The sequence below is a fragment of the Sulfitobacter sp. AS59 genome, from assembly GCF_038899995.1.
In the GTDB taxonomy this organism is placed as follows: Bacteria; Pseudomonadota; Alphaproteobacteria; order Rhodobacterales; family Rhodobacteraceae; genus Sulfitobacter.
The window spans coordinates 226503-242439 of the sequence record NZ_JBBMQK010000006.1 but is presented as its reverse complement, the minus strand read 5'-3'; the positions used below and the strand labels follow the sequence as shown (position 1 = coordinate 242439).

General features: G+C 55.9%; 12 protein-coding genes. 6 read left to right on the top strand and 6 right to left on the bottom strand.

All coding sequences use genetic code 11. From position 1 onward, the window contains the following. The first annotated feature begins 280 nt into the window (after positions 1-280). Positions 281-952, top strand: coding sequence for a hypothetical protein (locus WNY39_RS14655; RefSeq protein ID WP_342846646.1), 672 nt, complete (start codon positions 281-283; stop codon positions 950-952). 701 nt (positions 953-1653) lie between these two features. Here the strand turns inward: WNY39_RS14655 and WNY39_RS14650 are convergent. Beyond that, positions 1654-1995: a hypothetical protein gene (locus tag WNY39_RS14650; RefSeq protein WP_342846644.1), complete on the bottom strand. Its 342-nt coding sequence runs from the start codon at positions 1993-1995 to the stop codon at positions 1654-1656. 912 nt (positions 1996-2907) lie between these two features. Beyond that, complete coding sequence (locus WNY39_RS14645; protein WP_342846642.1) at positions 2908-4533, bottom strand: long-chain fatty acid--CoA ligase; 1626 nt, start codon at positions 4531-4533, stop codon at positions 2908-2910. 88 nt (positions 4534-4621) lie between these two features. Between WNY39_RS14645 and WNY39_RS14640 the strand changes: the two genes are divergently transcribed. From WNY39_RS14640 to WNY39_RS14630, 3 genes are read left to right on the top strand one after another with little or no spacing between them, the layout of a single operon-like run. Then, complete coding sequence (locus WNY39_RS14640; protein ID WP_342846640.1) at positions 4622-5101, top strand: acyl-CoA thioesterase; 480 nt, start codon at positions 4622-4624, stop codon at positions 5099-5101. A gap of 12 nt (positions 5102-5113) precedes the next feature. Next, the gene (locus tag WNY39_RS14635; protein ID WP_342846638.1) at positions 5114-5560 is read left to right on the top strand and encodes a GNAT family N-acetyltransferase; all 447 of its coding nucleotides are present in this window, start codon (positions 5114-5116) and stop codon (positions 5558-5560) included. Between the two features lie 23 nt (positions 5561-5583). Then, positions 5584-6840, top strand: coding sequence for a sodium:proton antiporter (locus WNY39_RS14630; protein ID WP_342846636.1), 1257 nt, complete (start codon positions 5584-5586; stop codon positions 6838-6840). A gap of 77 nt (positions 6841-6917) precedes the next feature. Here WNY39_RS14630 and pgi read toward each other — a convergent pair whose 3' ends face one another. Genes pgi through zwf form a run of 3 tightly spaced genes read right to left on the bottom strand, consistent with a single transcriptional unit; the run spans position 6918 to position 10641 of the window. Then, complete coding sequence (gene pgi / locus WNY39_RS14625) at positions 6918-8507, bottom strand: glucose-6-phosphate isomerase (RefSeq protein WP_342846634.1); 1590 nt, start codon at positions 8505-8507, stop codon at positions 6918-6920. Next, a complete protein-coding gene (pgl, locus tag WNY39_RS14620) occupies positions 8504-9175 on the bottom strand; it encodes a 6-phosphogluconolactonase (RefSeq protein ID WP_342846633.1) in 672 nt (223 codons plus the stop codon). The genes pgi and pgl overlap by 4 nt, the downstream gene beginning before the upstream one ends. Next, positions 9172-10641, bottom strand: a complete 1470-nt coding sequence (zwf, locus tag WNY39_RS14615) for a glucose-6-phosphate dehydrogenase (RefSeq protein ID WP_342846631.1) — start codon at positions 10639-10641, stop codon at positions 9172-9174. Before zwf ends, pgl begins: the two co-directional genes overlap by 4 nt. A 178-nt stretch (positions 10642-10819) precedes the next feature. Here zwf and WNY39_RS14610 point away from each other — a divergent pair, with 178 nt between their 5' ends. Beyond that, positions 10820-11767 carry a radical SAM protein gene (locus WNY39_RS14610; RefSeq protein WP_342846629.1) on the top strand — a complete coding sequence of 316 codons (948 nt, stop codon included), beginning with the start codon at positions 10820-10822 and terminating at the stop codon, positions 11765-11767. Positions 11768-11770: 3 nt separating this feature from the next. Here WNY39_RS14610 and WNY39_RS14605 read toward each other — a convergent pair whose 3' ends face one another. Then, the gene (locus WNY39_RS14605; RefSeq protein WP_342846627.1) at positions 11771-12832 is read right to left on the bottom strand and encodes a DUF2855 family protein; all 1062 of its coding nucleotides are present in this window, start codon (positions 12830-12832) and stop codon (positions 11771-11773) included. A 243-nt stretch (positions 12833-13075) separates the two neighbouring features. Here WNY39_RS14605 and gyrA point away from each other — a divergent pair, with 243 nt between their 5' ends. Beyond that, positions 13076-15838 (top strand): DNA gyrase subunit A, encoded by a 2763-nt coding sequence (gene gyrA, locus WNY39_RS14600; protein ID WP_342846625.1) that lies wholly within the window; start codon positions 13076-13078, stop codon positions 15836-15838. Positions 15839-15937 lie beyond the last annotated feature (99 nt).

Sequence of the window (15937 nt, the reverse complement as noted above, 5' to 3'; positions counted from 1 at the left end):
TGCTGTCACCGATTGACTATGAAGCAAGAGAGTTAAAACTGAACAAAGCAGGCGTCTAGGAAACTAGGGGCATCTCATATTGTCCATGCCATCGGGAAATGTACGGTGGCTGGTGCGCGTTGAAGGTGACCCAAAGAAGCGCGTAACGCTGACCGTGGACCCTGACCATCCAGAGTTTCACGAGATCTATGTGGCCGCTCGATCAGGCGTCAAGAAATAACCAGATTTGAAAGTGACGTCGGCACAGACCGGAACCTTGGGTTGGCTCGGGACCGCTTATTTGAAATATCTGAAAACAGCCGTAGACAACGGCGATGCCAGCATTCTGACCTATAAGCAGCGGGAAAACCTGATGCCGGGATTTCTGGCCCATATCAGCCAAACCGGAAGATCGCTGGGAAAAGCTTACGCAACCCTGCCGGTCGATATCCCCCCTCACGAGCTCGTGCTGTTCAGGGACAGCCTGATGTCTACCCCTGGCAAGGCGACAAACACGTTCAAGATGCTCAAGGCAATGTTCAAGTGGGCACTGGATCGAAAATACACCCAGACCAACCCCGCAGCGGCGATCAAGGTGAACTATGTCAGCAAGGGCGGCGCAAAGCCCTGGACGCTCGATGATCTTGAAAAATTCAGGGAAGCGCACCCCAAAGGCACGATGGCTCACCTGACCCTGACACTGTTCATGTTTACCGCCTGCAGGATCAGCGAAGCCTACAAGCTTGGACGACCGAACGAAGTGAAAAAAGGTGGCGTCAGCTGGCTGGAATGGCAACCCTCGAAAAAAACGCGCAGTTTATCTCGCTGCCGATCCTGCCGCCATTGGCACAAGCGATCTAGGCGCAGACAGTTGTTGGCGACACATATCTGCTCAATCGGTCAGGCAAGCCATTTGGAAGCGCTGAGACACTCCGCAACAGCATGCAGACCTGGTGCCGTGATGCGGGGCTGACTGGGCTATCGTCGCACGGTATTCGCAAAGCTGCCGGCCACCTGATGGCTCTTCACGGCGCCACCCAGTACGAGATCATGGCAGTGCATGGCCATGCAAATGCAAGCAGCTCTGAGGTCTACACGAAGGGCGTTGAGCGGCAGCGATTGGCAGAGCGCGCGAACAGCCGACTAGCGTCGATTGATTGGTAATATGCAAATGAGAATATTCCACAAAAAAGTTCTATTATTTCCACATCAATACTTAGAAACGAAGTGCTCGGATAATTTCTTTAGTATGAATATCCTATGATCTGTAAGCCTAATTGTATCGTAATTAGAAGGATTTATCTCACCGGAGAACTCAATCAAAGGAAACTTTGTATGCAACAAGCCTGAATTTGCTCCTCCGTTAAATCCAGACCACCTCATAACAGAAGCCCAGCTACCCTGCAGCCGCTCTTGAATTTTATTTGGATCAGATTCAAGCAAGAACTTTGGACCTAGTTGTACAAGAAGCTCTTCCATTGCATCTAGTCGGCCGATAGATAAACAATATGCTTCTTTAAGGTCCAACTTACAGGCTCTTAGCGCGTCCCGGTCACGAATGAAAGTTGGAAAGTCAACCTTTTCATGTGTATAGGGGTATAGTACTGGATCTTTAGTTTCAGCTTCAATAGCATCGATAAGTGCTTCGATTGCGTCGAAGCCTATATTAAAACTTCATCCATCTATTGAAATTAGCTTCATCGAACCATTAAGCTCTCCAAAGTTTATCTTCGCTTCATGAAAAAGGTCACATCTAAGATATTTACAAAATATTAAGCTTATTTGATGCGGTTTGCCCAAAAAGAAAACAGTATCAGAAAATCTTTCGTCGGCTCTATTTAAAAAATCTAAAAAATATTTCCTATCATCGCCAGGGAATTTTTTCTTTCCATTAACCTCTTTACGGCGAACCTCTGAGGCACCGCTAACCGCCACTAGCAAAAGAATAAGCGCTGCGTTGTACATTTGGTGCTTTAAAAGCATCTTGGCTTCCTCGCACCGGATCAAAACACTCATAAGAACTCCCTATAATATTTGATACAGAATGATGCTGCTATCCTAAAGTGTTCCCGTTCACGGCAGAATTTACTTATAAGACATCTAGTTGCTTACCCGACTCTAAATTCAAAATAGTGATGACGGGACACTATTGTAGTGTTAGGGCTGATAAATACAATCGTATAGTTGGGGCTGATAAATAAATCGAAAAGCAGAACCTCAGTGGCGAAATTGGTGCAGCTTTGCGCGTTTATAATTTACATTGTGTCACACGCTCGGTTCCGCGTGTGACACATGTATGCAAAAACGCCGAATTTATATGGCCGAAATCAATCGTCTGATAGTCCTGCTGGGCCTACCACCTTTCCGCCAAATCGCTGCGGTCAATAGACGACAGCGCGAGCCGATTGAAGGCTGAAAACTCCATTATTCATCGCGAATCATAGGTGACGTGTAAAACACGCGCACGTAAACGCTGTGCGGTTGAAAGCCCTTATTTTCGCCGCATATTTGTCCAAAATGCATGCAAAATTCTAGTATGGGTTGCGCGAAATTCCACCTCAAATTGGCTGGCACCAAACACGAACAACCCAATACGTTAATAGTTTATTAACCATTTGACGCACGGCGCGCAGTCGGTAGATTTCTTTACCAACCAGCAATCTGGTTATTTACGAAAATTGTTCTTTCGATTTCCTTACCACTGTAGGTAGCTCAATGTTTTTTTCAATGTATCGCGCGTTAGCGCATTTTCCGTGTTATCTGGGTTTTCACCGCTGGCGCGACAGCCACGTGATGCCCCAAAAAATCTGCAAATCATGCAAACGGCGGAGCGGTCATATTATTTGACGCCGCCCTAGACCCCGGGGCGCACGTCCCGGACATTCAAGACGGTTGCTGGCCGTATTTCAGAGCCAGCAACCGAAGACATCAGCCCATCATCAGGACTTCGCCAAAGCTGTCGCGCAGGTTACGCTTTAGCACTTTGCCCGTTGCGTTGCGCGGCAGCACATCGGTAAATACCACGCGGTCCGGAATTTGCCATTTCGCGATCTTGCCATCGAACACCGCCAGAATTTCCTCTTCTGTCGGCTCTTGCCCTTCGGCCTTGACCGCGATCAGGATCGGGCGTTCGTCCCATTTCTCGTGACGCGCACCGATGACGGCGGCATCTGACAGTTTGGGATGCGAAATCGCGATATTTTCCAGCTCAACCGAGCTGATCCATTCGCCGCCCGATTTGATAATATCCTTGGACCGGTCGCGGATCGTGACATAGCCATCCGCATCCATCGTCGCCACATCGCCGGTGTCAAACCAACCATCCTTGGTCAGCGTTTCCTCGCGGGTTTTGCGGAAATATGCATCCAGAATCCAGAACCCCTTGGTGACCAGATCACCTTGGGTTTGCCCATCATGGGGGACGGGATTGCCATCCTCATCCATGATCTCAAGCTCCACACCGTAGACGGGCCGCCCTTGGTTTTCGCGCAGCTTGTGCTGGTCGGCCTCTGGCAGGTCCAGATGCTTGGCTAAGGGCTGGTTGATACTGCCCACAGGGGACATTTCTGTCATGCCCCAAGCATGGATCGTCTCAACACCGTATTTTTCGCGGAAGGCTGTCATCATTGACGGCGGACAGGCCGAGCCGCCGACAACCGTGCGCTTGAGGCTGCTCAGGGACGAGCCGATTTTGTCAGCCTCGCCCAGCAGACCCAGCCAGATTGTCGGGACACCAAGTGCCAGCGTGATTTTGTATTTGTCGATCAAGCCCACCAACGACGGGCCATCCAGACCCGGCCCCGGCATCACCATACGCGCACCGACCATGGCACAAGCATAAGGCGCGCCCCATGCGTTGACGTGGAACATCGGCACAACCGGCAGCACGACCTCTTTGGCGGAGATCGCGATGCTGTCAGCAAGGTTAATGCCAAAGCTGTGCAAGACGGTCGAGCGGTGGGAATACAGCACACCCTTGGGGTTGCCCGTTGTGCCAGAGGTATAACACAGGCTGGAGGCCGTGTTTTCATCCAACTCAGGCCAGTCGAATTCAGGATCACCGCTGGCGATCAGATCATCATAGAACTTGAGACCGGGGATTTGTTTGGCGGCCTCAGCGTCCGTGCCTTCCATCAGCACGATGTGGTCCAGATGCTCAAGCTTGTCCATGATCGCGGCGATCAATGGGACAAATGTCTTGTCGATGAACAGCACCTTATCTTCGGCGTGGTTCAGAATATAAACCAGCTGTTCGGGGAACAGGCGCGGGTTGATCGTGTGACAGACAAAGCCGCCACCGGACGCACCGAAGTAAATCTCAAGATGGCGGCGGTTATTCCATGCGATGGTACCGCAGCGCGCCTGTGGTTCCAGACCAAGGTTCGTCAGTGCCGATGCCAAGGCGCGCGAATTCCGGCCCACTTGGCCCCAAGTGGTTTCCTCGACCCCGCCACCGGTATTGACCGAATAGATTTCGCCCGTCCCGTGATAGCGCTGCGCGTGTTCGATCAGGCTAGAGATCGTTAGCGACTTATTCATCATTTGGCCAAGCATGGCGCTTCCTCCCGATTTTGGTTTGGCCACACATTTACCAATCCAACCGGGTCTTGCAAGCGAACACACACATGATTACGCAGGGTGAATGAAACTTGTTTACCATTCGCCACTTAGCGCAGATCAGCAACGTGACGCCGGTCTGATCGACCCACAACCCTTGGCGATGGCCGATCAAGTGCGGTATTCCGATCTGGACACCAACAACCACGTCAACAACTGCACCTACTTTGAATGGTTCGAACGGCTGCGCATCAGGTACACGCAAACGCTCGTGGAACAGGGGTTGATGGATGCCCCCGGCCCCCGCGTGGTGATCCGGTCAGGGTCGATCCGGTATTTGCACGAATTGCTAGAGCGTGAAGATTACATTGTGACCTGCCGCTGCACCGGGTTTCGCAACACATCCTATAGCATCAGCCAGCAAATCTGGGTCGGCGGGCAGCTGCGCGCGACCTTTGATTGTGTGCTTGTCTTGTTGAAAAAGGACGGATCAGGTCGCTACCCCCTGCCCGACCGTCTGAAACGTCATTTTGAAACCCACGACAAGGCCACCGCCGAAACCTGAAAGGCACTTGATATGACCGTAACCACACGCCCGATCGCCCCCGCAGACCGCGCCGCTTGGGAAGGTCTGTTTGCCGGATACGCCGCATTCTATAAGGTCGATCAAACGCCGCAGATGCGTGAAACCGTGTTTGGTTGGCTGATGGATGACACACACAGCAGCAATTGCATCGTCGCCGAAGATGCGACGGGTGCGCTGATCGGGTTCACGCATTTCCGGCCCTTTGTCAGCCAGTTGCGTGCCAGCACCAATTGTTTTCTGGACGACCTGTTTGTGGACCCTGCCGCGCGCGGATCAGGGGCCGCGCAAGCCTTGATCGGGGCGGTGAAAACCGTGGCCCAAGACAAGGGCTGGGGCACCGTGCGCTGGATCACTGCCGAAGACAACTATCGCGGCCGGGGCGTTTATGACAAACTGGCCACGCGCACGCCTTGGGTCACCTACGACATCAAGCTGTAAGCCCGAACACGAAAGTTAGTGCCATGACCTTTCTGCAAATCACCTCGCTTTTGATCGTCATGGCCGGGGGGTTCGGGGCGATAAACTATCTGTTCCTGAAACTGCCCTCCTCCATCGGTATTCTGGTCGTGGCGCTGATCGCATCCTTTGGATTACTAGGCATTGATCTGGTGTTGCCCAGCTTGGGCATCGCGGATTCCGTGCGCGGCGTCGTTACCGGCATCGATTTTTCCGAGGCGCTGCTGGAAGGCATGCTGGGTCTACTGCTGTTCGCCGGCGCGCTGCATGTCAAAACCTCGGATCTGCGGCGCGAATGGGTGATCGTGGCACTGATGGCGACGCTGGGCGTTGCCCTGTCGACCACAATCGTGGGTGTTGGTTTTTCGTGGTTAACAGGCATGCCCCTACTAACGGCGCTGGTGTTTGGCGCGTTGATATCGCCGACTGATCCGGTTGCCGTGCTGGGGGTCCTGCGAGAGGCGGATCTGCCCAAATCGCTGGAGACCAAGATCGCTGGCGAAAGCCTGTTCAATGACGGCGTCGGCTATGTGGTGTTCCTGATTTTGGTGGGTCTGGCCTATCCGATGACAGGCGATCATGGGTCAGACGGGAATGCCGTGGTGGCCGCAGGTCAGCTGTTCTTGCAAGAGGCCGTTGGCGGCGCGGTATTGGGGCTGGTCCTCGGCTGGTTGACGTTTCGCGTGATGCGCCGGATTGACGACTATTCGCTTGAGGTTTTGTTGACCCTCGGCTTGGCATTTGGCGGCTATGAGCTGGCTGTGGCGCTGCATGTATCGGCCCCGATCATGGCCGTGTGCGCGGGCCTTTTAATTGGCGATGTGGGTGCAGCGCGCGGCATGTCCGAGGAAACCCGCCGCTATGTCGAGGCATTCTGGAAGCTGATCGACGAGATTTTGAACGCGGTGCTGTTCCTGATGATCGGGTTCGAAGTATTCGCCATCGCCTTTAACGGCGACCTGTTCCTGACGGGGATGGCCGCGATCATCCTAGCCCTGCTGGGTCGGTTGGTAGCCGTTGCCGTGCCTATCGCGATCTTGCGCCCGTTCCGCGACTTTAACCAAGGGGTGATCCCGATCATGACATGGGGCGGGTTGAAGGGCGGGATTTCCGTCGCATTGGCGCTGTCGCTGCCCGATGGGGAATGGAAGCCGCTGATCCTGACCTGCACCTATATCGTTGTGGTGTTTTCAATCATTGTCCAAGGTCTGACAGTCGCCAGATTGGCCAACCGTGTCGGGCGGCATCCGGACTTGGTATAGATTGTTTGTAAGGGGATGAGGGGCGCTGCCCCTCAAACTCCCCGGAGTTTATTTGGCAAAATGAAACAGGTTATGGGCTAATCTGCGTGTTTTGCGATGAAGGCGACAAGCGCGGCGGTTGATCCGTCTTTGTCGGTGGCGGGTTCTGAGCCATCGACAATGGGCTGCAGGGATGTCGCGAGTTCCTTGCCCAGTTCAACCCCCCATTGATCGAAAGAATTGATGCCCAAGATCACTCCTTCGACAAAGACGCGGTGTTCGTAGAGCGCGATGATTTGCCCAAGCGTGAACGGGTCGAGCAGCGGATAGCTGAGGGTTGTCGACGGACGGTTGCCGGGGAAAACGCGGTGGCGCGCCTGACGGTCAAGTTCGGCCCCTGTCAGGCCTTTGGCCGCCATGATTTCAGATGCTTCTTGCAAGCTGCGCCCGCGCATCAAAGCCTCGGACTGGGCAAGGCAATTGGCGATCAGAAGTTTGTGATGATGCGCAAGATCGGGTTCATGGCCATTCGCAGCGATCAGGAACTCGCAGGGGATCACGCGGGTGCCTTGGTGGATCAGCTGATAGAACGCGTGTTGGCCATTGGTGCCGGGCGCGCCCCAGACCACGGGGCCTGTGTTGAACGGCGCTGTGCTGCCATCCATCTGGGTGGTTTTGCCGTTTGATTCCATTTCAAGCTGTTGCAGGTAATCGGGCAATTGCCCAAGACGTTGATCATAGGGCAGTACGGCGCGGGTCGCGTAGCCGCAAATCTGGTTGTGCCATATGCCGACAAGCGCCAGCAGCATCGGCAGGTTTTCATGAGGGGCAGCGGCGCAAAAATGGCGATCCATGGATTGCCCGCCGCGCAAAAACGCGTGAAAGGCGCGCGGACCGATTGCGATCATCAAGGACAGACCAATCGGCCCCCAGACGGAATAACGCCCGCCAACCCAGTCTTCGAAGCCGAAGACCTGCGCGGCGTTGATCCCGAAGGCATCAGTTTTGTCTTGTGCGGTGCTGAGTGCTGCGAATTGGCGCGCCGGATCACCGCCATGTTCCGTCATCCAAGCGCGCGCCGTGCGGGCATTGGTCATCGTCTCAATGGTCGTGAACGTCTTGGACGCGACAATCACCAGCGTGGTTTTTGCATCAAGCCCGCGCAGCGTGTCAGCGATATGCGCGCCGTCCACGTTCGATACGAAATGACAGCGCGGCCCGTCATGATAGGGGGACAGCGCCTGAACGGCCATCGCGGGGCCAAGGTCAGAGCCGCCAATGCCGATATTTACCACATCGGTAATGTCGCTGGCGCGGATTTGATCTGCAAAATCGCGCATCCGGTCCAGCGTGGCCAGAACATCCGGCATGACATCCGCACCATCGACCATCACCGGTCCGCCATCGAGATTGCGCAGGGCGGTGTGCAAGACAGCGCGGTCTTCGGTCTCGTTGATCTTGTCGCCCGCAAACATCGCATCGCGGCGCGCCGGAACATCGGCGTCATCGATCAGGGCCAGCAAGGCGTCCATCGTACCCGCCTCCAAGTTGGTCTTGGAGAAGTCGAACAACATGTCGCCGGTTTGTGCGCTGAAGGTCGCGGCGCGGCGCGCATCATCGAACAGCGACAAGATCGACCGGTCTTTGACCGCGGCCTGCATCGCAATTAGGTCGTCGAATTTTGTCATGCTGCCCAATGGACTACCGCCTCTTGTAACACTGCGCCGATGGGGGCCTCATGGGCCGGAAGGGTCAAGGCCCGCTCTACCGCTGCGCGTTTTTCATCGCCAAAGATAACCAGGTGCGTTGACATGGCCCCCTCAAGCACGGGGCGCGAAAGGGTAATGCGGCCAATGTCTTGGCCCGCAACGTGAATGGGGCAGACCGCAGGCGCATCATCGGCCATTGCCGCCGCCAAGCCCTCTGATCCGGGGAAAAGTGAGGCCGTGTGCATATCCGCGCCCATGCCCAAGACCAGCACCGAAAGCGGCAGATGCTGCGCGACAGTGTCAGATAGGCTTTCCGATGCTTCGGCCGCCGTCAGCCCGTCGACGAAAAACGGCGTGAACCCTGCCGCCGCGGCAGGGCCGACCAACAGGCGTTGACGCAAAAGGCGCGCATTCGACATCTCGTGATCGGGGGCGACCCAACGTTCGTCAGTCAGCATGACCTGCACCCGCGCCCAATCAATGCTCGCAGCACTTAGGCTGTCAAAAATCGGGCCGGGCGTTGTGCCACCGGGCACGGCCAGGCTGACGCTATCATGGGACAGCAGCGCATTTTTCAACTCGCCCGCCAGCATATTGGCCACATCGATCGCAAGTGCCTCGCGATCAGCATATTCAATCAGTTTCATATCGAAAGCTCCCGCCATTTTCGGCCGTCACGTCGCATCATTTCATTGGCATCCGTCGGGCCGTCCGACCCGCTATCATAGGGTTTGGGCACATCATTGCGCGCCTCCCACCCTTGGATAATCGGATCGGTCCAGGCCCATGCGGCCTCAACCTCATCGCCGCGCATGAACAGGGTCTGGTTGCCACGGATCACGTCCATGATCAGGCGCTCATAGGCATCCACATGTTCAGACCCGTCAGGCCCCAACGCCTCGGCAAAGGTCATATCAAGCGGCACGTCGATCAGGCGCATACCGCCGGGGCCCGGTTCCTTGATCGTCACGCCAAGGGTGATGCCCTCGTTCGGTTGCAAGCGGATCGATAGAACATTGCGGTGCCGGCCTGCATCTTCGGCAAAGATCGAATGCGGGGTTTCCTTGAACACGACCGTGATTTCGGACGACCGCGCGGCCATACGTTTGCCGGTGCGCAGATAAAACGGCGTACCCGCCCACCGCCAGTTGCTAATGTGGGCCTTGAGCGCGACAAAGCTTTCGGTCCGCGAACGCGGGTCGCCCACGGCAGTGCGATAGCCGGGGTGCTCCGTCTCGTTGCACGGCTCCGCCTGATATTGCCCGCGCGAGATGTGATGCGGCAGCACCGGATCCAGCGCACGGATCACCTTGAGCTTTTCATCACGCACCGCGTCAGGATCAAACCGCGCAGGTGGTTCCATCGCAATCAAGCACAGCAGCTGCATCAGGTGATTTTGCACCATATCGCGCATCGCACCGGATTTATCGTAATATTCGCCCCTGCCCCCAACGCCGACGGTTTCGGCCACCGTGATCTGGATGTGGTCCACGTATTGACTGTTCCAAAGCGGCTCAAACAGCATGTTGCCAAAGCGGACAGCCATGAGGTTTTGAACGGTTTCCTTGCCCAGATAATGATCGATCCGGTAAATCTGGCTTTCGTCGAAATACTTGGCCAGCGTGGCGTTCAAGGCGCGGGCGGTTTCCAGATCGCGGCCAAAAGGTTTTTCGACCACAATCCGGCTGCGCGCATCCGCCATCCCCCAGTGCTGCAACCGTTCCGCCAAATCACCGAACAGCGCAGGCGAGACCGAGAAATAATAGGCCTCGACGCGGTCCGTACCCGCCATCAGCTTTTGCAACGCTTCCCAGCCATCGGTGCCTTTGGCGTCGATGGTCACATATTGCAAACTGGCCAAAAACGCCTCAAGCTGGCCCTTCTCATGCTCGAAATCCGCGTTGAATTCAGCAATCGCCTCGGCGATCATCTCGCGGTAGCCATCGGCGTCCATATCTGTGCGCGCGGCACCAATAATGCGCGCGTTCTCGGGCATTTGACCGGAACAGAAACGGCGAAACAGGCCCGGCAGGATTTTACGACGGGCCAAATCTCCGGTGCCGCCAAAAATCACCAAATCAAATGGATCGACCGGAATAACGCGTGAGACCATCGGGGCAACTCTCCTTGCTGCACGGACGCAGCGCTTGGGCGTTTCAATCAATGTTAGCGCAAACATACAGATTTTGCCACGCTTCACAAGTATGTGCGAAAGAATACACAGGGTTTTATTGGTTTTACCATTCGCCTAGACAAAGAAACAACGCAAACCATCTAAGGGCGCAGTGTCGATGAAAGACTTTGCACAGGCAAACGCAGGTAAATTCGAAAACCCGTTGGTGACTGCCAAGGGCGAAGACCGCGCGACCGTCAGCCTGACCAACCCCCAAACATTGTGGTTTAATACCGGCACCTTGTGCAACATTGAATGCGTGAACTGCTATATCGCGTCCAGCCCGACCAATGATGCGCTGGTGTATATCACGGCCGCTGAAGTGCGCTATTATCTGGGTCAGATCACCGCGCGCAATTGGCCCGTGACCGAGATTGCCTTTACCGGCGGTGAACCCTTTATGAACCCGCAGATGATCGACATCACCGAAGCGTCGCTTGAGGCGGGATATGATGTGCTGATTCTGACAAATGCGATGCGGCCCATGATGCGCAAATCGGTGTTGGCGGGCCTGACGCGGCTGAACGCGGCCTACCCCGGCAAGCTGACGCTGCGGATTTCGGTCGATCACTACCGTGCCGATCTACATGATGCTGAACGCGGCGCTGGTGCGCTGGAAAAGACCATCACCGGCATGACTTGGCTGCGCGACAATGGCATTCGCATGGCGGTCGCGGGCCGGTCGGTTTTTGGCGACAGCGATGAAGACAGCCGCGCGGGATATGGTGCGTTCTACGCCGAGCACGGATTCGACATCGACGCCTATGATCCCGGCATGACCGTGCTGTTCCCCGAGATGGATGAAAATGTAGAAGTACCAGAAATTACAACCGCTTGCTGGGGTATCTTAAACAAATCCCCCGATGCGATCATGTGCGCAAGTTCGCGCATGGTGGTCAAACGCAAAGGCGCGGAAAAGCCCGCCGTTCTGGCCTGCACCTTGCTGCCCTACAGCCCTGAATTCGAGCTGGGCAATAGCCTGGAAGAGGCGGAAAAGGACGTCGCCCTGAACCATCCGCATTGCGCCAAGTTCTGCGTTCTTGGCGGTGCCAGCTGTTCGGCCTGACCGCTAGGGCCGGATGATCACGGCGGTCTTCGGGTCAGCCTGCCCCGTGACCAAAGCGTGATATGGTGCCTCTGACGCGGCGACGCCGTCATAGACCTTCACATCCATCCAGTTTGACGCATCCACAGCGATCCTTTTCCACGCGGCTGTGATCTGTTTTTCAATCTCGCCGGGGCCCCATTCGGCGCGCCGTTTGGCCACCTGCGAGGGGGCAAAAAAGAACTCCGGCTTGGGGCCGGACAGCTTTTGCGACGGGGCAAAGTGATCCCAATGGCTTAGCCCCACGGCCGCCGAATGCTTGAGCGTATCGCCCAAATGATCATGCAGCGCGGCCTTCACCTCGGTATTGCCGGACATGTCCACATAGACCGATGGCACCTGTGCAATCTCGTCAATCTGGTCATAGGTCAGCACGCTGTCACACGCCCCTAACCCCTCGACAAAGGCTCGGTTTTTAGCGGAGGTCAGACCGACAATCTGATAGGTCCGGTCCGCCGGCTCGGCCAGATATTTGCACAGGCCCAGCCCGGTTTTCGACGATGCGCTGCCGATGATGATCTGATCCGCGCCAAAACAGGCATTATCCTGCAGCCAGTCGAACAACAAAAATGACGTGGCCAGCAGCGGCTGTAAAATGGCCCGCAAATGATCGTCAGCATCACTGCCGGAACGCACGGGCGTGTATTGATTGTAGATCAACGGCAGTTTCGCCCGGTGTTCGGCGGCGTCAATGAAACCGCCCTGCGCGGACGTAGGCGTGATCACCACTTCATCTGCCATCGGATAGAACCCGTAAAGGCGCGTGCCGACCTCTAACACATCGCTACGGCTTTCAACGACCTTGGCGGTGCCCCACACCGGCACGATCCCCCAACCCGCTGTGCCGCTTGGGAAAAACTGCCAATATCCGATATCAAACCCCGCCGCCGCATAGGTGACATTGTTCGAGGTCAGCGCATAGCTTTCCAGCGCAAGGCGGACTTGCCCCACCTCAAGTGGCGCGCTGTCCACCTCTTCTGCCCGTGTCTCTTCGATGGATGTTTGGTTAACCAAAATGCGCTGCATGATCTGCCCCTCCCGATGGCGTTTGCCCGCATCCTAGCCCCGTTTTCGCGGTATTTGGAAATCGTATTAAATTGACGTTACGCCACGCGAAATGGGGCATATTTAATCACACATGTTTTCAACACCTTAGCCGATCTGCCAGATTCAAATGGACCCAGAAAGCCCGCAGGCATTGCACCCTATATACGCCATCTGCTATACAAAACCCCAAGATATAGAACCAGCAAGAGCTAGGCAGATTACGTGAACGACACGCCAGAAACCCCTGAAAACGATGACAAACTCCCGGCAGAGCGCCCCGTTTATGATGGCCCCTCGGTCACCATCGAACACGAGATGCGCACATCCTATCTGGATTATGCCATGTCGGTCATCGTCAGCCGCGCCATTCCTGACCTGCGGGACGGCCTGAAACCGGTTCACCGCCGCATCATCTATTCGATGTATGAAAAAGGCATTACCCACGACAAAACCTATCGTAAATCTGCGAAATCCGTCGGCGATGTGATGGGTTCCTACCACCCGCACGGCGACAGCGCGATCTATGACGCCTTGGTGCGCATGGCGCAGGATTTCTCGATGTCTTTGCCGCTGGTCGATGGTCAGGGCAACTTTGGCTCCATGGATGGCGATAGCGCGGCCGCGATGCGCTATACTGAATCGCGTCTGGACAAAGTCGCGTCCTTCATGACCAGCGATCTGGACAAAGAAACCGTTAATTTCATCGACAACTACGATGGCAAGGAACGTGAACCCACTGTTTTGCCAGCACGTTTCCCGAACATGCTGGTGAACGGCGCGGGCGGTATTGCTGTTGGTATGGCGACCAACATTCCGCCGCACAACCTGGGCGAAGTTATTGATGCCTGTCAGGCGCTGATCGAAAACCCCGATCTGACATCCGAAGACCTGATCGAATACATCCCCGGCCCCGATTTTCCGACCGGCGGCATTATGCTGGGCCGCGCCGGTGCGCGCAAAGCCTACCTTGAAGGCCGTGGCAGCGTCATTATGCGGGCCAAAACCCGCGTTGAAGAAATTCGCAAGGACCGCTTTGCCATCGTCATCGACGAAATCTGCTATCAGGTGAATAAATCCACCATGATCGAAAAGATCGCCGAGCAGGTGCGCGAGAAAAAGATCGACGGTATCGCCCACGTACAAGACGAATCCGACCGCAACGGTGTGCGCGTTGTGATCGAGCTGAAACGCGATGCGACAGCCGAAGTCGTGATGAACCAATTGTACCGGTTCACGCCAATGCAAACCTATTTCGGCTGTAACATGCTGGCGCTGAACGGCGGCCGCCCCGAACAGCTGACCCTGCGCAAGTTCTTGACTTACTTCATTGATTTCCGTGAAGACGTGGTTGCCCGCCGCACAGCATTCTTGCTGCGCAAAGCCCGTGAGCGCAGTCACATCCTGTGTGGTTTGGCTGTTGCCGTCACGAATATAGATGAAATCGTTGCAACCATCCGGTCCTCTGCCGACGCGGCTGAAGCGCGTGAAAAGCTGATGACGCGCCGTTGGCCCGCTGAAGCGATCTTGCCTTACATCGCGCTGATCGATGATCCGACCCATACCGCCAATGACGACGGCACCTATAACCTCTCCGAGGCGCAAGCCCGTGCCATTCTGGAACTGCGCTTGCAGCGTCTGACGCAGATCGGCGTCAAAGAAGTCACCGACGAGCTGGAAGAACTGGCCAAGAAGATCAAAGAGTACCTTGAAATCCTGGGCAGCCGTGAACGCATAATGGGCATCATCTCGGACGAATTGGCCGAGGTGAAGGACCAGTTTGCCGTGCCACGCCGCACCGAGATCGTCGATTGGTCCGGTGACATGGACGACGAAGACCTGATTGCACGCGAAGATATGGTCGTGACCGTCACATCTGGCGGCTATATCAAACGCACACCTTTGGTGGATTTCCGCAGCCAACGCCGCGGCGGCAAGGGCGTGTCGGGGATGCAAACCAAAGAGGAAGACGTGGTTACCACGCTTTTCGTCGCCAATACCCACACACAGCTGTTGTTCTTTACGACCGACGGCATGGTCTACAAGCTCAAGACATGGCGCTTGCCGCAGGGTAGCCGTACCTCCAAGGGCAAAGCGATCGTCAATATCCTACCGATCCCGGTTGGTGTCTCCATCGCGGCCATTATGCCCGTCGATCGGGACGAGGCAGAATGGGACGACTTGCAGGTGGTCTTTGCCACGTCGGCAGGGACCGTGCGGCGCAACAAGCTGTCGGATTTCACCAACGTCATGCGCAACGGCAAGATCGCGATGAAGTTCGAGGACGATCATGCCGACACCACGCTCATTAATGCGCGCATTGCGTCGAATGATGACGATGTGATGCTGGTCACCAACTCTGGTCGCGCGATCCGTTTCCCTGCCACCGATGTACGCGTTTTCAACAGCCGCGCGTCGGTTGGTGTGCGCGGCATCAAGCTGAACAGCGACGACAAGGTGGTTTCCATGTCGATCATCCGCCACTTTGATGCGACGTCGGATGAACGTTCCGCTTATCTCAAGATGCGCCGCGCAATGGCCGGTCTGGCCGATGATGTAGATGCGCCCGCCGATGATGAAGACGTCAGCGCAAACGCGACAATTAGCCCGGACCGCTATGCCGAGATGTCAGCCGCCGAAAACCTGCTGCTGACCATCACCGAAAAAGGCGCGGGCAAACTGTCGTCCAGCCATGACTATCCGGTACGTGGCCGCGGCGGTTTGGGCGTAACAGCGATGGATAAGGCGATGCGCGGCGGCGAAATCGTGGCGTCCTTCCCGGTGGAACTGGACGACCAGATCATGCTGGCCACGTCCAAGGGGCAATCCATCCGTGTTCCGGTCGAAGGTATTTCCTTCCGTTCGCGCAGCGCCGGTGGGGTGAAGGTATTTGATACCGGCAAGGGCGAGGTCGTCGTCAGTGTCGCTTGGATTGCAGACCAAGGTGATGACGATGCAATCGATGGCGAGGTTTCCGAGGAAACCTGATCTCGGTAATTCCCCAACACCTGAACGTAAAAAGGCCCGCCTAGTATCATGCTAGGGCGGGCCTTTTAATTATGTGCCAAAGTGTTGGAAGCATCCAGC